This is a genomic window from Acinetobacter sp. 1000160, from assembly GCF_000588715.1.
Taxonomy (GTDB): Bacteria; Pseudomonadota; Gammaproteobacteria; order Pseudomonadales; family Moraxellaceae; genus Acinetobacter; species Acinetobacter courvalinii.
In genome coordinates this window covers 402,217-427,709 of the sequence record NZ_JFWP02000004.1, presented here as the reverse complement: position 1 = coordinate 427,709, position 25,493 = coordinate 402,217, and the positions used below count along the sequence as shown (strand labels likewise).

24 protein-coding genes are annotated in these 25,493 nt (G+C 44.5%); 11 read left to right on the top strand and 13 right to left on the bottom strand.

The features are described 5' to 3' along the window. The first annotated feature begins 36 nt into the window (after nt 1-36). Nucleotides 37-732: a response regulator transcription factor gene (locus J699_RS07790; RefSeq protein ID WP_032882838.1), complete on the top strand. Its 696-nt coding sequence runs from the start codon at nt 37-39 to the stop codon at nt 730-732. Between the two features lie 75 nt (nt 733-807). Here the strand turns inward: J699_RS07790 and J699_RS07795 are convergent, their stop codons facing one another. Beyond that, a complete protein-coding gene (locus J699_RS07795) occupies nt 808-1,788 on the bottom strand; it encodes a putative solute-binding protein (RefSeq protein ID WP_032868646.1) in 981 nt (326 codons plus the stop codon). 126 nt (nt 1,789-1,914) lie between these two features. Then, a complete protein-coding gene (locus J699_RS07800; RefSeq protein WP_032868645.1) occupies nt 1,915-2,733 on the bottom strand; it encodes an NAD-dependent epimerase/dehydratase family protein in 819 nt (272 codons plus the stop codon). 18 nt (nt 2,734-2,751) lie between these two features. Between J699_RS07800 and recG the strand changes: the two genes are divergently transcribed. Continuing rightward, complete coding sequence (gene recG / locus J699_RS07805) at nt 2,752-4,797, top strand: ATP-dependent DNA helicase RecG (protein ID WP_032868644.1); 2,046 nt, start codon at nt 2,752-2,754, stop codon at nt 4,795-4,797. Further along, entirely contained in the window at nt 4,790-5,473 is a 684-nt protein-coding gene (locus J699_RS07810; protein ID WP_032868642.1) for a ComF family protein, read from the top strand. Before recG ends, J699_RS07810 begins: the two co-directional genes overlap by 8 nt. Here the strand turns inward: J699_RS07810 and J699_RS07815 are convergent. Then, nucleotides 5,427-5,822, bottom strand: a complete 396-nt coding sequence (locus J699_RS07815) for an NUDIX hydrolase (RefSeq protein ID WP_032868640.1) — start codon at nt 5,820-5,822, stop codon at nt 5,427-5,429. The genes J699_RS07810 and J699_RS07815 overlap by 47 nt on opposite strands. 10 nt (nt 5,823-5,832) lie before the next feature. After that, complete coding sequence (locus J699_RS07820; protein WP_032868638.1) at nt 5,833-6,417, bottom strand: TIGR00730 family Rossman fold protein; 585 nt, start codon at nt 6,415-6,417, stop codon at nt 5,833-5,835. A gap of 172 nt (nt 6,418-6,589) precedes the next feature. Between J699_RS07820 and J699_RS07825 the strand changes: the two genes are divergently transcribed. Then, on the top strand, nt 6,590-7,606 hold the full coding sequence (locus J699_RS07825) for a CorA family divalent cation transporter (protein ID WP_005227453.1): 1,017 nt from the start codon (nt 6,590-6,592) through the stop codon (nt 7,604-7,606). A 44-nt stretch (nt 7,607-7,650) separates the two neighbouring features. Here the strand turns inward: J699_RS07825 and J699_RS07830 are convergent, their stop codons facing one another. From J699_RS07830 to dxs, 8 genes are all read right to left on the bottom strand, one after another. Further along, complete coding sequence (locus J699_RS07830; RefSeq protein WP_005227455.1) at nt 7,651-7,938, bottom strand: STAS domain-containing protein; 288 nt, start codon at nt 7,936-7,938, stop codon at nt 7,651-7,653. An 11-nt stretch (nt 7,939-7,949) separates the two neighbouring features. Then, nucleotides 7,950-8,582, bottom strand: coding sequence for an MlaC/ttg2D family ABC transporter substrate-binding protein (locus J699_RS07835; RefSeq protein WP_032868636.1), 633 nt, complete (start codon nt 8,580-8,582; stop codon nt 7,950-7,952). Between the two features lie 19 nt (nt 8,583-8,601). Beyond that, entirely contained in the window at nt 8,602-9,276 is a 675-nt protein-coding gene (locus J699_RS07840) for an outer membrane lipid asymmetry maintenance protein MlaD (RefSeq protein ID WP_009514011.1), read from the bottom strand. Next, nucleotides 9,276-10,055: a lipid asymmetry maintenance ABC transporter permease subunit MlaE gene (gene mlaE, locus J699_RS07845; RefSeq protein WP_005227460.1), complete on the bottom strand. Its 780-nt coding sequence runs from the start codon at nt 10,053-10,055 to the stop codon at nt 9,276-9,278. The genes J699_RS07840 and mlaE overlap by 1 nt, the downstream gene beginning before the upstream one ends. Further along, a complete protein-coding gene (locus tag J699_RS07850) occupies nt 10,052-10,870 on the bottom strand; it encodes an ABC transporter ATP-binding protein (protein ID WP_009513978.1) in 819 nt (272 codons plus the stop codon). The genes mlaE and J699_RS07850 overlap by 4 nt, the downstream gene beginning before the upstream one ends. 418 nt (nt 10,871-11,288) lie before the next feature. Continuing rightward, nucleotides 11,289-13,175 carry a DEAD/DEAH box helicase gene (locus J699_RS07855; protein ID WP_005227464.1) on the bottom strand — a complete coding sequence of 629 codons (1,887 nt, stop codon included), beginning with the start codon at nt 13,173-13,175 and terminating at the stop codon, nt 11,289-11,291. An 846-nt stretch (nt 13,176-14,021) separates the two neighbouring features. Next, nucleotides 14,022-14,852 (bottom strand): inositol monophosphatase family protein, encoded by an 831-nt coding sequence (locus J699_RS07865; protein WP_005227466.1) that lies wholly within the window; start codon nt 14,850-14,852, stop codon nt 14,022-14,024. Nucleotides 14,853-14,985: 133 nt separating this feature from the next. Further along, the gene (gene dxs / locus J699_RS07870; protein ID WP_032868634.1) at nt 14,986-16,881 is read right to left on the bottom strand and encodes a 1-deoxy-D-xylulose-5-phosphate synthase; all 1,896 of its coding nucleotides are present in this window, start codon (nt 16,879-16,881) and stop codon (nt 14,986-14,988) included. A gap of 304 nt (nt 16,882-17,185) precedes the next feature. On the opposite strand from dxs, the gene ribA reads away from it, so the two are divergent. From ribA to aroE, 6 genes are all read left to right on the top strand, one after another. Next, nucleotides 17,186-17,788, top strand: a complete 603-nt coding sequence (gene ribA, locus J699_RS07875) for a GTP cyclohydrolase II (RefSeq protein ID WP_005227469.1) — start codon at nt 17,186-17,188, stop codon at nt 17,786-17,788. Nucleotides 17,789-17,829: 41 nt separating this feature from the next. Further along, complete coding sequence (locus J699_RS07880; protein WP_009513986.1) at nt 17,830-18,315, top strand: DUF4844 domain-containing protein; 486 nt, start codon at nt 17,830-17,832, stop codon at nt 18,313-18,315. A 120-nt stretch (nt 18,316-18,435) separates the two neighbouring features. Then, a complete protein-coding gene (gene hemF / locus J699_RS07885) occupies nt 18,436-19,377 on the top strand; it encodes an oxygen-dependent coproporphyrinogen oxidase (protein ID WP_032868633.1) in 942 nt (313 codons plus the stop codon). A gap of 113 nt (nt 19,378-19,490) precedes the next feature. Continuing rightward, nucleotides 19,491-19,763 carry a type II toxin-antitoxin system Phd/YefM family antitoxin gene (locus J699_RS07890; RefSeq protein ID WP_032868632.1) on the top strand — a complete coding sequence of 91 codons (273 nt, stop codon included), beginning with the start codon at nt 19,491-19,493 and terminating at the stop codon, nt 19,761-19,763. Beyond that, complete coding sequence (locus J699_RS07895; RefSeq protein ID WP_009513990.1) at nt 19,757-20,188, top strand: type II toxin-antitoxin system VapC family toxin; 432 nt, start codon at nt 19,757-19,759, stop codon at nt 20,186-20,188. Before J699_RS07890 ends, J699_RS07895 begins: the two co-directional genes overlap by 7 nt. 49 nt (nt 20,189-20,237) lie before the next feature. Next, nucleotides 20,238-21,026, top strand: a complete 789-nt coding sequence (gene aroE, locus J699_RS07900) for a shikimate dehydrogenase (protein WP_032868754.1) — start codon at nt 20,238-20,240, stop codon at nt 21,024-21,026. A 58-nt stretch (nt 21,027-21,084) separates the two neighbouring features. Here aroE and J699_RS07905 read toward each other — a convergent pair whose 3' ends face one another. Continuing rightward, nucleotides 21,085-23,418, bottom strand: a complete 2,334-nt coding sequence (locus tag J699_RS07905) for a hypothetical protein (RefSeq protein WP_032868753.1) — start codon at nt 23,416-23,418, stop codon at nt 21,085-21,087. A gap of 239 nt (nt 23,419-23,657) precedes the next feature. Here J699_RS07905 and J699_RS07910 point away from each other — a divergent pair, with 239 nt between their 5' ends. Further along, nucleotides 23,658-25,481, top strand: coding sequence for an acyl-CoA dehydrogenase C-terminal domain-containing protein (locus tag J699_RS07910; protein ID WP_005227481.1), 1,824 nt, complete (start codon nt 23,658-23,660; stop codon nt 25,479-25,481). The last annotated feature ends 12 nt before the right edge of the window (nt 25,482-25,493 follow it).

The window sequence follows — 25,493 nt, the reverse complement described above, 5'->3', positions numbered from 1 at the left end:
TCTAGAGCAACAATTCCCTAAAAAGGAGGATAAAAATTGATTCCACCTTCTAGAATAATTAAACAGGTGCAACAAATTGAATTGGCAAAAAGCCATGAAGAACAACTCTTTATGATATTAAAGATCTATATGGCACTATTCCCGATGTTAAATGCCACACTGTCACGCTATTCTGCATTTGGCTTTCTGGGAGAAGGGATTATTTCAATAGAAAGTGAACGACTCGAATACATCAGTGAAATACGAGATGATATCCGTTCTATTCCTATTATTTATCAAGCCATACAGGAGCGTAAGGCTCATTTTTGCCAAGGTATCGATTTCCTAAAAATGGTCAGTAGTCGCTATCAAATTGCCAATAAAATACAAGCCATGACCGTCACGCCGATCTGTAATGGTTCTGCCGTATTAGGATTTATTTGCAGCACCCAATTTAGTGATGAGACACAGCTGAATCCAGCTTTACTGCAAGCGCTCACCCAATTTGGACAGCTGGTGGGTCAATATATGGCGGGTGGTACAGCCCTGCAATTAAAAAATCGTCTCAGCAAAAGAGAACTCGAAGTCATGAAAAGAGTTTCACTGGGCGAAAGAAGTAAGGAAATTGCTGATGCGCTGGCTATTAGCGAATTAACCATTAACCAGTATATCCAATCATCGGTCAAGAAATTACTTGCGCATAACCGCACCCATGCGGTCAGCATTCTACTACGCGAAGGTGTTTTAACTTAAAGCAAATCAGCTTCTCGAAACTCACGGCCAATGCATGATAGAACTGGCAACTTCGGTTGCCTTTTCCCTACACTGTTAACGGCGGCATGCCAGATATTTAGGATCATCCTGACAGCGCAAGCGGTTAATCAGCTCGACAAAGTAGCCATCGTAATACTCAGCATCGACATAACGGTTACTGATTTTAGCCACTAACGCATCATACCCCTGCTTTTCATAGCCCGAGATATCTGCCCAGTAATAAGCGGGTAAATGGTTTTCCCACTGGATCGCCTGCGCGGCTAATACATTACTGTTATTCACAAACCAGTCGCGTATCTGATGACCGAATCCGGCCGGATAAGCTTGTGGCCGGATGACCACATTCATTGCAAAATAAGCCACAGGAAAATTCACCACCTGCGTCGTCTCACCAAATTCCTTTTTAAGATTATAAGGCAGTATGCCATACGCAGGCGCTGCCAGAATGTCGATCTTTTTATGCTTGAATGAATCCACTGCATTGGAAAAATCGACATATATCGGTTTGGCGCCAACACTTTGTACCAGTGCCAGTTGCGGCGGATTATCTGCCAGGATTCCAATGGTTTTATTGCGTAATTGTGAAACCTTATTGATCTGTTGTGTGTTCATGATCATATAAACCGTTCCAATCGGAATCATGCCCAGGACTTCATAATCCTTTGCCACCATACGCTTTTCGATATTGGAATGATTCAGCAGTTGTAGAAAAGCCCGAGCCACCCGATTATTCGGAATGAGTCCAATTCCCCCGGTGGTGCCCATAAAACGATTGTAGCGATAGGTATTGAAATTCGAAGCGACCAGACCAGAACATTGCTTTTGCTCAAATGAGCGTATTGCATCCTTTTCATTCTTAAAGATTTTTAGTTTTAATTGCACCTGATTTTTTAAGGCGTAGGCCCGCACATCTTGTAAACGGCGACTAATATCGCCTTGCGTGCTTAAAGGATCAAATACACACCAGCTTTGCTCTGCCGCCCAGCCCGTTGTCGTCATCAATCCAAGCAGGCTCATGCAGATTATTTTTTTCATGTTTCACCTTTTATGCCTTGCAGCAAACCCCGTGCTTAATTCAGGCAGTTCCTTTGCGGAATCTGTTGGTATTTTAAGTTCAAAATCCATACCAACTCTTTAAGCGTTCTTTACAGTGTAATCGAATTATTTTTCATTACTATGGACAGATAAGGCCGCAGCGTAGTCATTAAAGCAAATCAAATGGTCAAATTTAAATCCGGTTTTTGGCAAGCGGGTGGCATAAATTTGCTTGCCGCTCGGTCGGTCCGAAAGCAACTTTAAAGGCGCTAAATGCAATTGCTGTTGGAACCACAATAGAATTTCATGCATCGGAAGCGGTCGATTATTGGTGACGATATAGCTCTGTTCAACGTGAACCAAATTCACCAGTAATGCTAAAAACCTAGCCAGATCATCAATATGAATCCGGTTGCTATAATGAACAGTCGGATAAGTCGGGCTTTGCTCAGCCAGTTTTTTCAGTCGGGCAATTGAAGTGCCATAAATACCTGTAGGACGAACAATAATACTGTGTTGTGGGTAATGCTGCTGCCACAGCAACTCCATACGTCGCAATAGCTCACCTTGTGGATCAGCAGGATGGATCTCGCTCTCGTCATCAATACGTTGCCCTGCATTTTCGCCATAGACGCGGGTTGAGGATACAATCACGATACGTTGCACCGGATGGGCTTTTAAGGCCTGAGCAATCGGCTCCACGCTATCGACATAGGTCTGCTGATAAGCCTCAATCCCACTTTCAGAAGGCGCCAGAATCACATACACCACCTCTACAGGCGCCAGCCCGGTCAAATCAAGTTGATGAATGTCCTGAATATACTGGGTCGCGTAACAATCTGTTTTTGCACTGCGACTTATTGTGCTAATGTGGTGTCCTTGCTCAAATAAGTGTTTAGCGACACGCTGAGATGTTTTACCATAACCAATAAATAAAATATGCATACACACCTTTGACCAGAGATGACATCAGTTCAGCAATTACAAGGCGTTGGTGCTGCCGCAGCGACCCTCTTAGAAAAGCTTCATATTTTTAGCACGGATGATTTGTTATTCCATCTTCCCCGTGACTATGAAGATCGTAGCACTATTATTCCAATGAATCAGCTGGTCGTTGGACGAAGTTACTTGCTTGAAGGTGAAGTCCGCTCTGTTGACTTTCCACCCGGAAAAAAGAAATCTCTTGCTGCATTGGTCCAGGATGATTTCGGCAAGGTCACCTTACGCTTCTATCATATTTATAAAGGTCTTACGGACCGTATCAAAATGGGGCAACGGCTGCGCATTTTTGGTGAGGTGCGCGTTGGTGCACGGGGGCTGGAGCTGTATCACCCTGAAATTCAGGTGATCCAGCAACATACGGCCCTGCCCAAGACTCAGCTGACCGCGATTTATCCCAGTACCGAAGGCCTGACCCAGCCCAAATTACGTGAGTATGTCCGTCAGGCACTTACCCATCACAGCGATGATCTGCCCGAATTATTACCCAGTAAATATAGCAATGGCTATGAGCTAAAAGAGGCGTTGCATTACATTCATGAGCCGCCCACCGATGCCAACATGTTGCAGCTCAATCAAGGCTCACATCCGGCACAGCAACGGCTGATTTTTGAAGAACTGGTGGCGCATCAAATCAGTCTACTCACACGTCGAGCTTATATCCGTCAGATTTCAGCGCCACGTTTTAGTAGCAGCAAAATATTAGCCAAGACATTATTAGAAGGCCTTCCTTTTCAGATGACCAATGCGCAAAAACGCGTTTCTAAGGAAATCTTGCAGGACCTTAAACAAGATCAACCGATGTTACGTCTGGTGCAAGGCGATGTCGGTGCTGGCAAAACCTTGGTGGCCGCAGTCGCTGCCTGTCATGCACTGGAAGCCGACTGGCAGGTGGCACTGATGGCACCCACTGAAATTTTGGCTGAACAGCATTACTTAAACTTTAAACGCTGGTTTGAACCATTGGGTATTCAGGTGGCATGGCTGTCGGGTAAACAAAAAGGTAAAGCCAGAACACAGGCTGAACAGCAGATTAAAGAAGGTCATGCCCAGTTAATCGTGGGTACCCATGCGCTGTTTCAGGATACGGTCGGTTTTTCCAAGCTCGGCTTGGTGATTATCGATGAACAGCACCGTTTCGGGGTTGATCAACGCCTCGCCTTGCGCAATAAAGGCGCGGACCAGTTCACCCCACACCAACTGGTGATGACTGCAACACCGATTCCCCGCACCCTCGCCATGAGTGCCTATGGCGATCTGGACACCTCGATTATTGATGAGCTGCCACCCGGTCGTACCCCGATCCAGACTGTCACCATCCCCCTGGAACGGCGGGAACAGGTCTTGCAACGTATTGCCAGTAATTGTCGTGAAGGTAAACAGGCCTACTGGGTTTGTACATTGGTGGAGCAATCTGAAACACTGGATGCACAAGCCGCAGAGGCCACTTATCAGGAAATTAAAGACCGCTTCCCAGACATCAATATCGGGCTGGTACATGGCAAGATGAAAGCCGATGAAAAGCAGGCTGTGATGCAAGCTTTTAAGGACAATCAGTCGCAACTGTTGATTGCCACCACGGTGATTGAAGTAGGTGTCGATGTCCCCAATGCCTCGATTATGGTGATTGAAAATGCAGAACGTTTAGGCCTGTCTCAACTGCATCAGCTGCGTGGCCGTGTCGGCCGTGGCGCCACCGCCAGCTTCTGCGCCCTACTCTATAAAACCCCTTTATCACAAAATGGGCAGGAACGGCTTTCTATTTTACGGGAAAGTAATGATGGCTTTGTGATTGCGGAAAAAGATCTGGAAATTCGTGGCCCCGGTGAATTACTCGGGACCAAGCAAACCGGTGATATGGGCTTTCGTGTGGCTCGTCTAGAACGCGATGACCACCTGCTGACTCAGGCACATTATGTCGCAGAGCAAATCCTGAAAGATTATCCGCAACATGCAGAAGGTCTACTGAAACGCTGGTTACCCGAAGCACCAAGATATGCCTATGTTTAAATTATTGGGCAAATCAGCACAGCAGCTATTTGAGTATTTTACCCCATGTAGCCTGTGTGATATTGGCATGAAACGGCACTTCGGTGTCTGTCAAAGCTGCTGGCAACAATTGCCCTGGCTCAAGCAAAGCATTGAACGCAATCAACAGCAAATCATGGTGGCCTGCCATTATCAGTACCCGATTGACCGGATTATCCAACAGTTTAAATATGAGCAGAAACTGCATCATCAACGTCTATTAAATGGCTTGCTATTGCAACCCAGACTGCCCAAAGTGCATGCCATTGTGCCCATGCCTATTTCAACAGATCGTCTGGTCGAGCGTGGTTTTAACCAGAGCCTGCTCTTGGCGCAGGCCTTAAGTGAGCACTTGAACATTCCCGTCTGGCAACCGGTCCAGCGCTTGGCCCAGCATTCTCAAAAAGGATTACGCCGGCTAGAACGGCTGGAAAATATTGAACGGCAATTTGTTGCTGCTGCACCGAACCAGATTCGCTATCGCAAGGTCCTTATTGTCGATGATGTGGTCACCACAGGCAGTTCGATTACTGCATTATCTCAGGTGCTGCAACAACTGGGCTGCCAACAGGTCTATAGTCTGTGTCTGGCAGCCGCACAGCATCAGGAAATTAATTCAAATGCTGCTGCTGACACCACGGAATCACCACTTCTTTAGTCAGTGGCGCCAGTAGCGTCGACTGGTCATCCAGATCGATCCATTTCATCTCTGCAATCTCAGCCGCGATTTGTGGCTGCTGTTTTAACTCAACCGCATATACATAGCTGATCAAGGCATGATCAGGTTCATTGGCTGCTGCTGTTCTAAATTCACCGACAAACTCTTTAAGCTCACACTCACAGCCGATTTCTTCCAGAATCTCACGCTGAATCGTCATTTCAGGTGCTTCATCCAGCTCAAGCTTACCGCCGACCTGCATAAAGGCATGGGTATTTTGCTTACGCACCAACAGCAATTGATTGTGCTCGTTCAAGATAATGGCGGCAGCAACAGTAATGGTTTTCACAATCGTATCCTCAGGCCTGAATTTCAGTGCTAGATAGCCACTTCGGTGCCGCAGGTTGATAAGCCGCAAATGCAGCCAGAACCTCTTCAATCTGCTCGGCCACAATCAGCTTATCCACAAAACGTGCTTGGGTAAAACCACTGTCAACCGAGGCTTGCAGCATTTTCAGCAAATCGGTATAGAAACCATTCACATTTAAAAAAGCACAAGGCTTTTGATGGATACCCAACTGACTCCAGGTCCATTGCTCAAAGATTTCTTCGAGTGTGCCTGCACCACCGGGTAAAGCCACAAATGCATCAGATAACTCAGCCATTTTGGTCTTGCGCTCATGCATATTGTTGACCCGATACAATTCGGTTAAACCGGTATGGGCCAGCTCTCGATCCACCAAGGCATGGGGAATCACACCAATCACACGGCCGCCCGCCTGTAGCGCACTATCAGCCACCACACCCATCAGCCCCGAACGCCCACCGCCATAGACCAGCGTTTTGCCTTGCGCGGCAATCACCTGCCCGGTTAACTGGGCCATTTGCTTGAAAACAGGATCATTCCCGAGAGAGGAACCACAGAAAACACATATAGAATTCATACAATTAAAACCGTTTTATAGAACTGTCATGCTGATAAAGTAGGCTATGTAACAAGATTTTTTAAAAAATAACGTTTAGGCAAGTGTTTTTCGTTTCATCCTTGTCTAAAATACACCCTGCTTTTCGGAAAAACACCGGAAACTTTACCTCGACTGCGCAAGGAAAAAAGACATGCTTGAAGCCTTTTATGCCACTGAGCGCGGTAGTCTAGAAGATGCAACAATCAATGGCAGTTTCGACCTTCATCCTGAACTGGTCTGGATCGATCTCATCGCCCCATCCCAAGAAGAACAACAATGGATTCTGGATGCATATGAGCGAAACCTACCTACCCTAAAGTCACTTGAAGATATTTCCTCATCAGCACGATTCTACCGTGATGATGACGGAATTTTGCATATCAGCACCTATTTTTTAACAAAGAATAAAAATTTTCAATCGGATCGTGAACAAGAAGATCTCGAGAATACACTCGCCGCTACCGTCCACACCGTTGCGTTTCTACTGGATAAAACACAACTGATCACGCTACGTGGCGAAAAACTGGTGGCCTTCCGGGCCTTTCGCGCCCGGGCAAGACGCAATGATTACAGCATCGATTATAAAGATCCGGTGTGGATTTTATTAGGCTTGCTGGAATCTAAACTGGATGAGCTTTCAGATATTCTGGAAGATACGCATAAGTATCTGGAAGAATATTCAGCCGAGGTGTTAAACGATCACCATCGTGAACAGATCCTTGATCTGGATGACATGATCACACGGCTCGCGCATCAGGAAGACATGTTAGGAAAAGCTCAGCTCTGTCTGACCGACCTGCGCCGAGTTCTGTCTTTCCTTTCGCGGCCACGTGCCTTAGGCAGCCATATTTATGACCCCGATATCCGGGAGATGAGTGAGGATGTGCGTTCTTTACTGGAGCACAATACCTTCCTGTTTCAAAAACTAAAATTCTTACTGGATATTACCACCGGTTTTGCCAATACCGAGATGAATGAGACCTTCAAACGCTTCTCTATTCTTCCAAGCATGCTGGCACCTCCAATGCTGGTGGCCAGTATTTATGGCATGAATACCGAAGTATTACCGTTTTCACATGGCAGTACCAGTTTCTGGATTGTGATCACGCTGGTATTAACCTTCCTGATTGGTCCGACCATCTATTTCCGCTGGAAGAAGTGGATCTAATAAAAAAAGCACCTTACGGTGCTTTTTTATCTCTACAAGAATCATCAAATCAATTTCAGATCATCTTGTAAATGACAGGCCTGGATGATTTTCAGCATTTTTTCAGTCACATTCTTGAAATGCAGCCCTTTACTGTCTGGTGTCTGACGCAACCATTGCACCAGTACCGCCAACGATAAAGTATTGCCCTGCTCAAGCTGGCCCAGATCAACAACCAGAGGAAAATTCTTATGCTGCTGAATATGCTTTAAGCCAGCTTGATAGATCTGCTCTGCATTTGCAAAATTAATCGTTTTGGAAACGACCAATTGCTGATCAATATACTGAATCACCCGTCACCTACTTATTTTTTGCTAACTGCAGCATCTGCATCTGGTTTAAAGGTCGCAATCGCTTTATTAATATCGCCACCGTTACGTTGCACCGTTGCAGCGAACTGGTTACGGAACTGCAAGCCCAAATCAATACCAGACACATTGATGTTACGTACTTTCCACTGGTCGCCCTTGTCGGTTAACTGGAACGACACCGGAATTTTCTCGCCATTGTGCAAGAAGTCTAAAGTCACCACAGGGGTTTTGCTGTTGGTCGATTTAAACGGACGCATGGTGTAGCTTTCATTGGTATATTTTGCGAAAGCACCGCCATAGTTCTCGATAATCACTTCACGGAAGTTCTTCTCGAACTGTGCACGTTGTGCAGCATTGGTATATTGGTTATTCGCATAAGTACCTAACACAATACGGGTAAACGCTTGAGAATCCACATATGGATCAAGGTTTTGACGAATAATGCTTTTCACCATTGCCGGATTATTCTGCAACTTGGCATGATCCGCTTTTAGACGCGTAATTAAGCCATCAGCCACACGTTTAACAAAGTCAGGCGGGGTTTCAGTTGGTGCCGCAAATGCCGCACTTGCAAGCATTGTCGATAATACGCTTGCGGTTAGCGTTTGTTTCAATAATGTATTCACTTCAATCTCCTAACCTGAATTACTCAACAAAAGAAGGTTCTGCTTCAGCAGCAGGCTGTGAAGCTGGGCTTTCTGTCGCTGTTGAGCTTGATGTGGCTTTACCAGCACCACCGGTAATAAATTTACTGATCAAATCTTCTAAATCCATGGTGCCCTGGGTATTTGAAACCACGTCACCCCGTTTGAGGTAGTTCACACCACCACCCGGAACAACCTTCAAATATTTCTCACCCAATAGACCATTGGTTGCTACCATTATATAAGCATCTTCATCGAGTGTGGTGATGGAGGTCATGTTACTGGTAAGTTGCTGTTCCATTTCTTTTTGTTTCGCAGCATTCGCTTGCTCATAGTCAGAACTATAGCGTAACTCTTCCAGCGCATTGTTCTGCACTTCTTTGAGCTGCTCCGGATTAAAGCTGGTCAGCTTACCATCCAGATCAAATTTAACGGTGGCCAGACGGGAAACCGGATCAAGCGTAATTGATTCAACACGACCAATGGTTACACCACTCATGGTCACTTTGGCACGTGGCTTCAAGCCGTTCACATTGTCAAACTGTGCTGTCATGCTGTAGCTGTCGCGCAGATTAGTACCCACCAAGCCACTGACCTTCATCGCCAGAAAAAATAGAGCGACACCGAAGATAATGACAAAAATACCTACGGCCAGCTCACTAGTACGTGATTTCATTAAATCCCTCCGAACATGACCGCAGTCAACACGAAATCAAAACCTAATACACAAAGTGAAGAATATACGACCGTTCTGGTCATTGAAGTCGCGATACCTTCTGGGGTTGGTTCACAGGCATAGCCCTGATATACCGCCACCCATGTACAAATCAAAGCAAAAACAATGCTTTTAATAATGGTGCCATTAAAAATGTCATGCCAGAACTGGACGCTGCTTTGCATACCACTCCAGAACGAACCTTCATCAGCACCTAAAAAATCAACACCAACCAGCTTGCCGCCAATAATACCAATGCTTGCAAAAATGACCGTGAGCATGGGTAAACTGACAATACCGGCCCATAGACGAGGAGCTACGATCTGACGCAGTGGATCAACACCGATCATTTCCATGCTGGCAAGCTGTTCACTCTGTTTCATGGAACCAATTTCAGCCGTTAAAGCCGAGCCTGCACGCCCTGCAAACAATAAGGCAGCAACGACAGAAGCAAGTTCTCGCAGCAAGGTCAGTGAAATTGCAGTACCGAGCATTGCTTCACTGCCAAAAGTGACCAGAATGCTATACATCTGCAACCCCAGCACGGCACCAATGAACAAACCGGAAACCGCAATAATCAGCAGGGACATCACCCCGACCCGATACATCTGGTAAACAAAGCGCCGAAAACCACCTTTTGATGGCATGGAAAATAAAACTTGCAGGAGCATCAATGCGGCAGCGCCGATGCCTTTTATTCGCTCAATAACGAGTCTACCTAGCCAGGCAATCGCATTCATGGACGAACCTCGTTATCTAAATATGCTTGATGAGTAAATTGATATTCCACAGGCCCCTCAGCCGAACCTGTTAAAAACTGACGTACAAAAGGTGAAGCATGGTTTTTTAATTGTTCTGGTGAACCTTCACCCTGAATTTTACCTTCGGCAACCACATAAATATAATCCGCAATCGATAAGGTCTCGGCCACATCATGCGATACGATAATCGTAGTCAGATCCAAAGCATCGCGCAAGGAACGGATCAGACGGGTCAATACCCCCATTACAATCGGGTCTTGGCCTGCAAATGGCTCATCATACATGATCAGCTCAGGATCCAGTGCAATCGCTCGCGCTAAGGCAACACGACGGTTCATACCACCGGAAAGCTCGGTTGGCATCAACTGTTCAGCACCGCGCAATCCAACCGATTCCAGTTTTAATGCCACCAGTTCTGCAATCAGATGTTCTGGCAATTTGGTATGTGCGCGGATTGGAAATGCGACATTCTCATAGACCGACATGTCGGTGAATAATGCACCACTCTGGAATAACATGCCCATACGCGCGCGCGCAGCGAACAACTCATGACGTGACATCGCTGCAATATTTTTACCATCCAGTAGCACTTCGCCGTGATCTGGGCTTAGCTGTCCACCAATCAGACGCAACAAAGTGGTTTTACCGGTACCGGACGGTCCCATAATGGCAGTAATCTGACCACGACGAATCTTAAGACTGATATCGTCATAAATGACGCGCTCTCCCCGATTAAAGCTTAAGTTTTTAACTTCAATTAAGGCTTCACGATCAAGAGGAGATGGATTATTCATAATGGCATTCTTTCCTGCACTTTTTATGCACGCATACTATACACTGAAACACTAAACGCTTGTTTCCATTTTGATAAACCATGTATCAAGAGTATTTAATTTATGTAGTTATTCTTGGGAACTATTTGGCTGGTGGTTGGATGAGAATTAACATTGAATGATTCCGTATTAATCATATCAAACAACGCATAAGCAAAAAACAAACCATTACACAGCATTAAAATGACGAATAGGCATGGCAGCCCTTCACTACACATGAAAGACCAAGCTTGACTCAAAAGGCTTTTATTTTGCTTCACCTTATTCATTTCTTATATAAAGTTTGAATTAGTACACATTTTTATAATTTTACATGACTAAACCGAAATAAAAAAGCCAGTTTTTCAACTGGCTTCTTCATTCTATCGGTTTTTAACGATTAAAAATCGTTTTTGCGACGACGGTCACCACCGAAAGTTTCTTCACGTGAACCGCGCACTGGACGCTCATCGCTACCAAACTTACGCTTTGGACGGTCATCACCACCGAAGCTGCGTTTTGGACGGTCATCACCGAAGCTACGCTTTGGACGATCACCGAAACCGCCTTCACGCTGTGGACGATCGCCAAAATCACGTTTAGGACGGTCACCGAAGCTACCTTCACGACGTGGTTTGTAATCTACACGGTTACCACGGTTGTCATCATTTGAGTCAAAACGCGGTTTATCGTTGAAACCACCTTCACGACGTGGGCGATCTGAATTGAACTCGCGACGTGGACGGTCTTCACCACCAAAGCTACGTTTTGGACGATCATCAAAACCGCCTTCACGACGTGGGCGATCTGAATTAAATTCGCGACGTGGACGGTCTTCAAAACCACCTTCACGGCGTGGACGATCTGAATTGAACTCGCGACGTGGACGGTCAGAGTTGAATTCACGACGTGGACGATCTTCGCCACCAAAAGATGGACGCTCACCACGTGGCTTGTCATCGAAGCTACGACGTGGACGATCATCACCGCCTTCACGACGTTTGAAGTTACCTTCACCTTCAAAACGACGGCCACCGCCAAAACCACCGCGACCACGACCGCCGCCATCACGACCACCGCGACCACGACCGCCACCGTCACGACCTGAACGTGCAGGAGGTGGAGATGGTTCTAAACCTTCGATTTCAGATACATTTAAACGTGCATCTAAATAATCTTCCAAAGCACGGATTTTGCCACGCTCACGGTAAGTTGCCAAAGTCACAGCTTGACCGGTACGACCCGCACGACCGGTACGACCAATACGGTGTACATAGTCTTCATTTTTCATCGGTAAACCGAAGTTAATGACGTGTGAAATGGTCGGTACGTCTAAACCACGTGCCGCAACATCGGTTGCAACCAGGATTTTTGCACGACCTTCACGAATGCTACGTAAACGGCGGTTACGAACGGTTTGTGGCATCGCACCGTGGAGTGCAACAACAGAATGACCCGCTTCAGCCAGCTCTTCAGCAAGCATATCGGTATCTTCTTGCGTGCTGGCGAATACAACCGCTTGATCTACAGACTCATCAGATAACCAGTGAGTCAATAATTTTTTCTTGTGTTCAAAGCCATCAGTCCAATGTAATGTTTGAGTTACATCAGTGTTGGTGCTGTGACCAGTTTCAATGGCAATACGTTGCGGATCATTCATCATGCGTTCAGCAAGACGGATAATACGATCAGCAAAAGTTGCAGAGAACATTAATGTTTGATTACGGTTTGCAGCCAATTCACCAATTGCTTCCAAGTCTTCAGAGAAGCCAAGATCAAGCATACGGTCTGCTTCATCAACAATTAATGATTCAACTTTATCAAGTTTGATTTGACGACGGTTTACAAGGTCAAGTAAACGACCTGGAGTCGCAACGACAACTTGTGCACCTTTAAGCTGCTGGATTTGCTTACCGAAAGGCATACCACCCATAATTGCAGCAATACGAACACCTTTCATGTGACGTACAAATGCAATCGCGTCTTGGCTAACCTGTTGAGCCAATTCACGCGTAGGAGAAATAACTAAAATTGTAGGCTGAGTGACTGCTTTCATGCGCTCTTTGAATGGCACAAAAGTATCTTCACCCGCTAAAGCGTTTAATGTAGGAAGTAAAAATGCTGCTGTTTTACCAGAACCGGTCTGGCTTGAAACTAATAAATCTTTACCTTCTAATGCAGCTGGAATCGCTTGTTCTTGCACAGGAGTTGGTGTCGTAAAACCTAAACCTTCTAGGGCTTGTTGTAAGGTTTCGTGCAAAGAAAATTCGGCAAAAGTTTTGCTCATAGAGAGTTTCACCCTTGTGGGTGCTCCATTTTAATAAATACAAAAAATAGACATCGGCAACAAGCGGCAAAGCGACTCAAGCTGAAAATATATGAAATTCAGCGGCGATCCGAATAACGACGATGTGGACTAAACGCACGCTTGATTACTGCCTCAACCTGAAGAATCGCTAAGCGATTTGGGCGCAAGATGTGGTCCTCTCTATGGACAGCGTGCGCTAATATGAATAGAACTGAATGTTCAGGTAATGAACTGGAATTTAAGTGCGTGGGCGGATTATAGCAGAAACTTTAAGAAAGTCACGTTTTTTTAGAAAATACTGGGCCTAGCGATCACAAATAAGCGATACACTTCTATTAAATGCACAATTATTCTGTGTGACAACAACAGATTACTTTAAATAAACATGGAAAATAAACTACAAAATAATTTTATGCTGATCAGACTATTACTGGGTTTATGGTTATTCGGGTGTTTGAATATTATTTATCATGGACAGCAGCAAAATCCCTACCCCTTTATTCATGATACTGGATACGTCTTTGAGTATCCGGTTAAAGGAGTCATTTTAACCTGTGTTCTTTTCTCAATTTATTTTATTGCCCGTGGCCTCTCAATCTTTCTGAAACTGGATACAACCTATCCCATCCTCACCTACACAGCCTGCAGCTGCATCGTGATTGGACAATTCCTGATTGCCCTTTTCGGATCAATGCATGCTCCACCGTATTGGGCTGCCTATTTAATCAATACCGTTATTTTACTTTTATCTCAGCTATTTATTATTCCCGCCCTATTACACAAAAAAAAGAGTAGCTAGATGCTACTCTTTTTTTAATCTACAAATTATTTTGCAGCATCGCCCCAAGCTGGAACAACGTTTTGCATCAATGGCTTTAACATCTTCAATGAACATGCAAGCACCTGACCATTGTCAAATGATTCATTGCCACCGCGCGCATCGACAACAACACCGCCCGCTTCTTTCACGATTAATTCGCCCGCAGCGATATCCCACGGTTTTAAGCCAAGCTCAAAGAAACCATCAAAACGACCCGCAGCAACATAAGCCAAATCTAATGCAGCTGAGCCACCGCGACGGATTTGCGCGCCAGATTTAGTCACTGCCAATAATGACGCAAAATGTTGCTCTGCATAAGAAACGATTTCACCATTACGCTTGGCACGGTACGGATGACCGACTGCAAGGAAAGTATTTTCAAGGTTTTCTTTAACATTGACACGGATACGGCGCTGGTTCATCACTGCACCACGACCGCGGCTCGCAGAAAATAGCTCATCACGCACCGGATCATAGATCACACCGTGTTGAGTGACACCTTTATGTTGTACTGCAATAGAAATACAGAAATGCGGGAAACCGTTGATAAAGTTTTGTGTACCGTCTAAAGGATCAATCACCCAGCACCAGTCTGCATCGTGACCTTTACCTTCTTGCATACCAAACTCTTCACCAAGGAAGCTGTGGTTTTTATAGCTTTTGCGAAGTGTATCAATTGTAAGTTGTTCCAAGTAACGATCAACACGTGTTACCGGACCATCAATGCCTTTTTCTTCAACTTGTAAATCGAGTTTATGACGATTTTGATGTGCCTTTAAAAGCTCTTGACCAACTGTTTGAGCCGCACGCGCAGCCATAACCACCATAGGTTCCATTGAACACCCACTACAAATTTGAAGATTTTGACAAAGAATAATGCATAAAAGCGCGTATATTCTAGCAAATATAAGCGCTTTTAGGGGAAAAATGTTGCGAAAAATTATTTTCGCTTTTACATCAACTTAGAAACTAGAACCAGGCTTGCTCAATGGACGCCAGGATTCCTTGAGCATCTAGACCGCAATCTTGTAGCATTTGTTGATGGGTCGCTTGGTGTAAGAATGTATCGGGCAAACCCAGATTCAGGATCGGTTTGACAATCTTGGCATGTGCCATGAATTCATTCACCGCACTGCCTGCGCCCGCCATCACGGCATGTTCCTCAACCGTTACAAATAGTTGAGTGGTCGCTGCCAAGTCACGAATCATTTGTTCGTCCAGTGGCTTCACAAAACGCATATTCACAACACGCACGCCAATCGCATGTTTCTGTGCAAACTGTTCTGCCGCTTCAACCGATGGTGCAACGCGACTACCAAACGCCAGAATACTGATGTGCTGCTCAGCATCAACATTAAATTCAGCCACGATTTCAGACTTACCAATTGGCAAAGCCGTCATCTGTTGTTGAATTTCAACACCGGTGCCTGCGCCACGCGGATAACGGACTGCTGTCGGCCCTTCATAGAGGTACGCGGTATGTAGCATCTGACGACATTCATTCTCGTCTTTCGGCGCCATGATCACCATGTTGGGCACAGTACGCATATAGGCGTAATCGTAAGCACCCGCATGGGTTGGACCATCTTCACCGACCAAACCTGCACGATCGATTCCAAAAGTGACATCCAGATTTTGCAAGGCCACATCATGGATCAGCTGGTCGTAACCACGTTGCAAGAAGGTTGAATAAATCGCAACAACCGGTTTTAAGCCTTCACATGCCATACCCGCAGCTAAAGTCACCGCATGTTGTTCCGCAATCGCCACATCAAAGAAACGTTCAGGATATTGCTGTGCAAATTTCACCATACCCGAGCCTTCACACATTGCTGGTGTAATGGCAAGCAGGCGCTCATCTTGAGCGGCTTCATCACATAGCCATTGCCCAAATACATCGGAGTATTTAGGGGGTGATTTTTTTACTGGTGCTGCAGCGGCTGGCGCGATTTTAGTAATGGCATGATAGGTAATCGGATCGGCTTCCGCTGGCGCAAAACCTTTCCCTTTTTTGGTATAAATATGAACCAGACGTGGGCCTTTACGCTTTTTCAGCGCATGGAACACTTGCGCCAGTTGCTCCACATCATGTCCGTCAAATGGTCCGAAATAATCAAAACCAATTGCTTTAAATAAATTATCAGCGGCATCGGTCGCTGATTGATGTAACCGTGAATTATAAGTCCACTTAGGATGAGGCTGAACATAGGCTTCACCCTGTTCATTCACATTAATCAACTGCCCTGTTTCCCAAATGGCTGCCAGATGTTTGGCAAAACCACCGGTACTACACGAAATCGACATATCGTTATCATTTAATACCACGATCAAGTCGGCATTATGCGCAACGGCATCATTCATGGCTTCAAATGCCATGCCCGCGGTCATTGCCCCATCACCGACGATTGCAACAACATCACATGGATCTTTTTGATAACGGCGCGCCAACGCCATACCCAGCCCTGCTGAAATGGCAGTCGAAGAATGGCCTACACCAAAGGTATCAAATTCAGATTCATCACGTGCAGGGAACGCAGCCAAACCATTTTTACTACGGATGGTCGCGATACGATCACGACGCCCCGTTAGCACCTTATGCGGATAAGCCTGATGTCCGACATCCCAGACCAGACGATCATCTGGTGTATTAAAGCTATAGTGCAAGGCTACGGTCAGTTCGACCACACCTAAATTTGCACCAAAGTGTCCGCCACTCTGCCCAGCTGCATACAAAATATATTGACGTAACTCATCCGCCACTTGAACGAGTTGGCTTTGCTCGAGCTGACGTAATTGTTGTGGATGATCAATTCCATCTAACAATGGCGTAACAGGGCGTTGAGTTGGAATTTCGGTATACAACATAATGTGGCAAAGCCTTTTTAAGCCTGGCAAGTCCGAAGCTGGGTTAAATGGGGGCAATCATACAATTAAATATGATCTACCTTCAATCAGCCACACGTGCGAATGATGTAGTGCTGAACATTCTTCTACAATTTTTAAAGAATGACCCGTAGATTATCCTGAATTATGTCACTGTTTATCAACCATTATTGTGTGCTTTGTATGAAAAAGAAAAACTTATATAAAAAATCAGAAATTCCGGTTCGCGCAATCTTCACACATTAAGCTATACTCAGACAGTTTTTATGATCATAGTGAGTTCTCTGTGCCGATTGAATTTATTGCAACATCAAAGCTGCCGACTGCCTTTGGTGACTTCAATATTTCCGTGTTTCAAGATCCAGAAACGGGTGAGGAACATGTGGCGCTTTCTAAAGGGCTAGAAACTGCTCCAGATAAGCCTGTGCTTGTGCGTATCCATTCTGAATGCCTGACGGGTGATGCTTTCGCTTCGCTTAAATGCGATTGTGGCCCGCAGTTACAAGCCACCCAACGCCTGATTAATGAAGCGGGCCAAGGTGTCATTTTATATTTGCGTCAGGAAGGACGTGGTATTGGCTTGACCAACAAGATCCGTGCCTACGCCTTACAGGATCAAGGTCATGATACGGTTGATGCGAACCTGTTATTAAACCTGCCTGCCGATGCGCGTCGCTATGATATGTGCAGTATCATGCTGGATCATCTTCAAATCAAAGAAGTGAAACTGGTGACCAATAATCCCCTCAAACTCAAAGCGTTGACTGATCTGGGGATTAATGTGGTTGAACGTGTTCCGCTTACGGTGGGCCGTAATCCCTTCAATGAACAATATTTAAAGACCAAAAGTGAACGTATGGATCATCTCTATAAAAAAGATGATTTCTGACTTTAGAGTCATCTTTTGCTTAGATAAGAGAATTTATCAAAATGAAATTATTCAGTATTTTCTTAGCCACAGCTGTTCTACTACTCTGTGGCTGTACTCAAGCAGAAGAGAATAAAGATCATCCATCAAACGCTGGAATTATCAATCAATTGAATCAGTTCCAGCAACAAGATCATTTTTTAACGGATGGCCAGCTCTATTCAGGCGTTCAAGATCCTCAATTAAAAAAGTTATTGAATAAAAAGGTCGCTGAGACTGCTGAAGCGTATATCCAACTCTATCAGCATTCAGCTCAACCAAGTAAACAACAACGGCTAAAAATACTTTCAGACGGTATCCATCAAATTGATCCCGATTCACTGGGTACCGATGATAGAGAGCAAGTTGCCGGTACATTTGAACATTTTTTAGATATAACTGGCCTGGAAAGTTCTGAAGGTATTTTAAATACCTGGCTATACAATGAAGAAATTAATGAGCTTATTGAAAAGAACCGTTCCAAAGGTCAAAGTAAAAACCAAGATTAACTGAACACGATTTTTCACCCTAAATCATGCATATTTCATATAGATTCAAAAATCCCTTACTTTTTTTATGGATTTATGTTTTGATATCAGTAATTCCTAGATCTTATCAAGAGGATCATCATGCAGCATCCAACTTCAGCTGATATTCAACGTGTTCGCGAGTTTTTACTCGATCTACAGGCACGCATTTGTGCAGGACTAGAGCAACAGGAACGTGCAGGCGGTGGAACCGCTGAGTTTATCATTGATGATTGGCAACGAACCGAAGGCGGTGGCGGACGCTCTCGTGTTTTGCAAAATGGTGAAGTCATTGAAAAAGGTGGGGTGATGTTCTCCCACATCAATATCAGTAAACTCCCCGCTTCAGCAACTGAACGTCATCCACAAATTGCAGGTGCGAAGGCACAGGCATTGGGTGTATCCTTGGTGATTCACCCGAAAAATCCGAATATCCCCACTTCTCATGCCAATGTTCGCCTATTTGTCGCTGAGCCTGAAGGTCAGGATCCAGTGTGGTGGTTTGGTGGCGGTTTTGACTTAACCCCATTCTATCCAGATGATGAGGATGTGCTTAATTGGCATCAAAAAGCTTATGACCTGTGCCAGCCTTTTGGTGAACAGGTCTATGCAGAACATAAACAATGGTGTGATGATTATTTCTATTTAAAACATCGTGATGAACAGCGTGGTGTCGGTGGTTTATTCTTTGATGATTTGAACCAGTGGGATTTTGAAACCTGTTTTAAATATATGCAGGCCGTTGGTAATGGTTATTTAGACGCGATCTTGCCGATTTTTGAAAAGCATCGTGAACAGCCTTACACCGAGGCGCAACGTGAGTTCCAGTTATACCGTCGTGGCCGTTATGTCGAATATAATCTGGTCTATGACCGTGGTACCTTGTTTGGTCTACAGACAGGTGGGCGCATTGAATCAATCCTGGTGAGCTTGCCTAATCTGGCAGGTTGGTCATATCGTCCTGAATGGGATGCAGATTCGGCAGAGAAGCGTCTCACCGATTATTATCTAAAACCAAGAGACTGGTTGGGACTGCAAAAGTAATCCCTAACAATCCCTAATCCTGCATTAGGGATTTTTTTTTAAATCTTAAAAAAATAGACACTCTGCTTCTAAAAAATGTACAATAAAAATGTACAATAAAAAGAGGGTTTAAAATGTCACATATCTCATTTACCCATGCCCGAGCCAATCTGGCTAAATTAATTCAGCAGAGCCAACAAGGTCAGAAAACCTTTATTGCTCAACATGGTCATACCTCAGCGGTACTTATTTCTTATTCAGAATATCAAAAATTACAAGGCGAGCCGAAAAATTTTATGCAGGCTTGGGAAAACTGGCACCAACAAGCCCTGCAAACGTTAAATACTGAACCTACTGATTTTCATCCTGAACGAGATTCAAGCCAAGGACGTGAATTTTCATGGTAAGCCAGATCAGCTATTTAATTGATACCAATATCATTTCTGAATTAGCCAAATCTCAACCAGACTCAGCTGTGTTAAAACAATTTTATCTTGCTCAACATGAAATCGCGATTTCCAGTATTGTCTGGCATGAATTACGTTTTGGCTGGCTTAAAATGCCTGATGGACAGCGCAAACAACTCATCACAAAATTTTTACATGATGTGGTGAGTTTAATTCCTATTCTGGACTATGATGCACAAGCTGCTAAAATTCATGCAGAAATTAGGATACAAACGCAAAAAAATGGAAATAATATTCCTTTTGTTGATGGACAGATTGCAGCCATTGCAATGGCTCATGGCTTGACGCTGGTCACCCGAAATACCAAAGACTTTCAAGCCATAGAAGGATTAAGACAAATCAATTGGTTTGCCGATGCCTTATGACCAAGAAACATTAGCACTTGACCCTCTTCCTGATATTGGTGAATCACTCATGACCAAACAATTTGCTGTAATTGGAAACCCGATTGAACAATCACGCTCACCAGAGTTACATCATGCATTCGCAGCAAAAACCGGGGTCGATTTAAACTATAGAAAAATTCTTGCGCCACTGGATGGTTTTGAAGGTACTGCCAAAGACTTCTTTGCCCAGAATGGTGCGGGAATAAATGTCACAGTACCGTTTAAAGAGCAAGCCTTTGCGCTGTGTGATCAATTGACTGAACGTGCCAAGATTGCCAAAGCCGTAAATACGCTTTGGATGCAGGATGGCAAACTGTATGGCGATAATACCGATGGTCAGGGTCTGGTTGCTGCGATTCAAGCACTAGGCTGGGAACTTAAAGATAGCCGCATTCTGATTTTAGGGGCTGGCGGTGCAACCCGTGGTGTGATTTATCCTCTAGTACAGGCAGGTGCAAAACAGATTGTGATTGCGAATCGTACTCTCGCCCGCGCAGAACAACTGGTTGAAGATTTAAAAGATGCTGTCCCGCAAACTGAGCTAAAAGCGATCGGTCTCGATCAACTGTCAGGTGAATTTGATTTGGTGATTAATGCAACTTCAGCAAGTTTAACGGGAGATACCTTGCAGTTGCCTGAAAGCTTGATTTTCCATCATGCTTATGAAATGGCTTATGGCAAACCCTCCACTTTTCTCGATCAAGCCCAACAACGCCAAGTGCCTGCGACGGATGGTTTCGGCATGCTGGTGGGTCAAGCGATTGAAGCCTTCTCCATCTGGAACGGGGTTAAACCTGAGCTGAAAGATTTTTTATAATCATTTGAAAATTAGATAAAAAAACAGCCTGTATGTTACAGGCTGTTTTTGTGCTGGCTTACTTCAGATTTAACATCTTCTGATAGACCTGTTTAAAGATTTCATAATCAATAAATTCATTATGTTCAATCTTTAAAGCTTTAATCGATTGTTCAGACAGTCGGTTTTTACGTGCATCGACATAGACTTGTCCCAAAATATTTGCCGTTTGCGCAAGTAAGACTTTTTCCTCAGTTGAAGCGCCATTTTCTTGTTCGAACTGGATTCGGTATTGCTTGGCAAATAACTGTTGCGGCTGCTTATACTGAGCCTGTAGCTTTTTCCATGCCTGACGATCTTGTTCACCCTGCATCGCCTCACTGACAATATGGTAAACCGAACGCCCTAAACCATCATCAAACTGGTCTTCACCTTGCAGATGATGTTTGTTTTGCAAAGTTTCAATCTTTTGCAGTGCTTTGCCTTCCGGATTATAAACATCCTCATCGGCGTACCAATACGCATATACAGCAGCTATTTCCTGCAACTCTTGGCTTGAGTAACGCTGGACAATGTGTGGCGCATTTTCTGTCAATTTGGCAATGAATACCGCCTTATACGTTGGCTCATAAGCACGTGTTGCATCGTAACGCTGCTCGGCAATAAGGTTGAGCTGATCATCTAAAGATAAGCGATACGGCTCGGCTGAACGCTCCTGAATACCCGCCTGTCCCAACTTTTCCGAGAAGCTGTTCACTGCCTGCTCAAGCATTGAACCTTTGCTGGCTTCAGCCCATGTTTTCGCCTGCTTCAACTGCGCCTGGTCAATCGGTGTGCCTTTACCATAATTGGAAATCAGCATATCGGCCTTGATATTAAATCGTGATTTCAACTCAGGCAGACCATAATTCAAATCATAGTCAATCTTTACAGCACGTCCTTTAGCATCCAGTCCAACATCCATCACAAATGGATTGCGTTTGTCGACAGGCGGTAAAGCTTTCTCAATATCCGCCTGATGTTTCAGCCAAAGTGCTTTAAATGCCTGATCATCAATAAATTGGTTTTGATCATAAACTGCGAATTCTTTTTCAACCGCTTGTAATTTCTGGATATAAGTCAAGAAACCTGGCTCTACTGGCTGATCCGAGAACACATCAATGCCATATACACTTTGACAATACTGCACATCGCCATAGGTGGTTTTAGGCGCTGTTTGCAGGGCTGTACATTGTTGCTCAGATAAACCTGCCTGCTCATCTTCAGCTGCTTCCAGATCATCAGATTCTTCCGGATATTCAGATGCTTTGGGATCGTCAGCCGCTGCTACAGCTGCACGTGCCGCTGCTGCTTCCGCCGTATCTGCACTTTCATCAGCATCGGCTTCCTCAATATCCTCAACACCAAAATGCTGATTCACAAGACGGTATAGCTGTTGGCTTACCAAGCTGGCATCATCTGCCGAATCTTTTGTTTCCAGTAATGATGCTTTAGATTTTGCCTGCTCGGCATTCGCCACTTCATCTGCAACCAGTTTTTCTAAATTCTGCGCGTTCAGGTTTAAAACGCTTTGCATCAAATATTTTTCATTGACCTTGCTATATAAATTCGCTTGCAGAATCAGTTCTTCAACCGAGGTTTTTAAATGGATTTTTTCCACCACGCCTGCAGCCTGATCAGCAGAGGAAACGGATAAGGCCTGAATATTCTTTTGATCGGCAAGACGATAATAAACCGCACTGGATGCTTTCACATATTCAGCAAATTTCTTGTAATCCACTTGCTTGAAAGCGTCCTGATATTTTGAAAAATCCAGATAGGCCAGCTTGTTCTGGTTGTCTTTATTGACCAGATAAGGCATCAAGGCGAAGTAGTTGATATAGAATTTATAATGATTCAGATCAAGCACCATCGGCACTTTGGCCTGTACCAGCAAGGTGGGCTTTTCATAACGCGCCGTCAGGTTCAAGGAACCCATTTTCTGACGATAATGCACCGAACCCTCGTACTCAAACTGCATCTCGTTCAGAATATTGGTCATGACCTGGGTAAACTTGTCAGCCTTGGAACGACCAGCGCTTTTTTGTTCCTGCGCCAGTGCGGTATACAAAGCCTGCTTCTGTTTATTGTTTAAGTTGACCTTTTGCTCTCTTAAGTATTGTTCCACTTTTTGCTTGAGTGCCGGTTCTAAAGATGCAGGTTCAGCTTTTGCAGTATTTTTACTTGGCTCCTGATCAACATGAATATTGAATTTGCCACGGTAGTCATAGCTTGGATATTCGTAGATGGCATTCAGGCTATTCACTGCCTTCTGCTCGAGGTTGACCGTCGCTGGATTGGTTTTAATGACATGTTGAGAACAGGCCGAAAGACTGAGACCCATTAAACATAAAGTTAAATATTTTAGACGCATAGCTTTACCAAACACCTTTATATCATTATATTTTCAAGTATAGAATTAAGTATTTTTCACGTTTAATATAAGTTTAAACACCCACAGAAAAGTGATTTTTCCATCTCCATCAAATCTAGGAGATTCGCTTTTCTGACATTCTTTTCCCCAGTGATTATCAATGTATTTTTATCACCATTGTGAATAATCAAAGTATCGAAACAGATAATCCAAAATGATTCAAATACAGGATTAAGATTATGCCAGCTTATAAAGCCCCGCTCCGTGATATTCGTTTCTTAATGAACGAAATGTTAGATTATCCAGCACATTACCAAACTTTGACAAGTGGTCAAAATGCGGATGCTGATACAGTTGATATGATTCTTGAAGGTGCGGCAGATTATTGCGAAAACGTACTTTCTCCGCTTAACCAGTCAGGTGATGAAGAAGGCTGTACGTTTAATAACGGTGAGGTAACCACACCGAAAGGCTTTAAAGAAGCGTATGACCAGTTTGTGATGGGTGGCTGGCAAGGTCTTTCTTATCCGGAAGAATTTGGCGGTCAAGGCTTGCCAATGTCTTTAAACCTGATCAAATCAGAAATGATGGGAACCGCGAACTGGTCTTTCACCATGTACCCAGGTTTAAGTACAGGTTGTATGAACACCATCATGCAGTTTGGTACAGACGAGCAAAAAAATACTTATATGCCTAAACTGGTTGAAGGTACCTGGTCAGGCACCATGTGCTTAACCGAGCCTCAATGTGGTACAGACTTAGGTCAGGTCAAAACCAAAGCAGAACCAAATGCAGACGGTACCTATAAAATTTCTGGGACCAAAATCTTCATCTCTGCGGGTGAACACGATTTAACTGAAAACATTATTCATATCGTATTAGCTCGCCTTCCAGATGCGCCTGCGGGTACACGTGGTATTTCTCTATTCATCGTGCCTAAATTCATCCCGACTGCGGATGGTGGCGTAGGTGAGCGCAATGCGGTGTCTTGTGGTTCTATCGAGCACAAAATGGGGATCAAGGCCTCTGCAACTGCCGTGTTGAACTTTGACAATGCCACAGGTTACCTGATCGGTGAGATCAACAAAGGTTTACATGCAATGTTTACCTTTATGAATACAGCACGTATCGGTACCGCAGTGCAAGGTATTGCACACGCTGAACTGTCTTTCCAGGGTGCTTTACCTTATGCCAAAGATCGTATGTCAATGCGTGCCCTTTCTGGCAAGAAAGAACCTGAACGTGTAGCTGATGCGATTATTCACCATGCTGATGTTCGTCGTATGTTATTGACGCAAAAAGCAATTGCTGAAGGTGGTCGTTCAATGATCTACCATGCTGCAAAACTTGCGGACAAAATGACAGATGCATTGGTCAGTGGCGATCAGGCAGCTTATGAAGCTTATGATGACAAGCTTGGTTTCTATACGCCGATCTTGAAAGGTTTCTTGACCGAAATGGGTCTAGAAGCAGCTAACCACGGTATGCAGGTTTACGGCGGTCATGGCTATATCCGTGAATGGGGTATGGAACAAATCGCACGTGATGCACGTATCTCAACCTTGTATGAAGGCACAACAGGCATTCAGGCACTCGATCTGATTGGTCGTAAAGTCCTGTTAAGCTCGAAAGGTAAAGTGGTTCGTGATTATACGGCTGAAATCCTGAAATTCTGTGCTGCACATGCACGTAACAAATACCTCCGCCGTTTTGCATGGGACTTAACCAAGCTTTGTGCACAATGGAACACGTTAACTGTTCGTATCATGCTGGCTGCACGTAAGGACCGTGATATCGTGTCTTCAGCTTCTGCAGATTTCTTGATGTTCTCTGGCTACGTCATGATGGCTTATTTCTGGGCGCAACAAGCAGTGATTGCCTCTGAGAAATTAGAAGCAGGTAACGGTATTGAAACCCCTGAATTCTATAAAGCAAAAATCAAGGTTGCTGATTTCTACTTCGACCGTTTATTACCACGCGCTCAAGGCCATGCCGAGTCAATGGTAACAACATCTCGTACCTTGACTTCACTGGCACCAGAACACTTTAGCTTCGATTACTAATCCAGGCTGTAA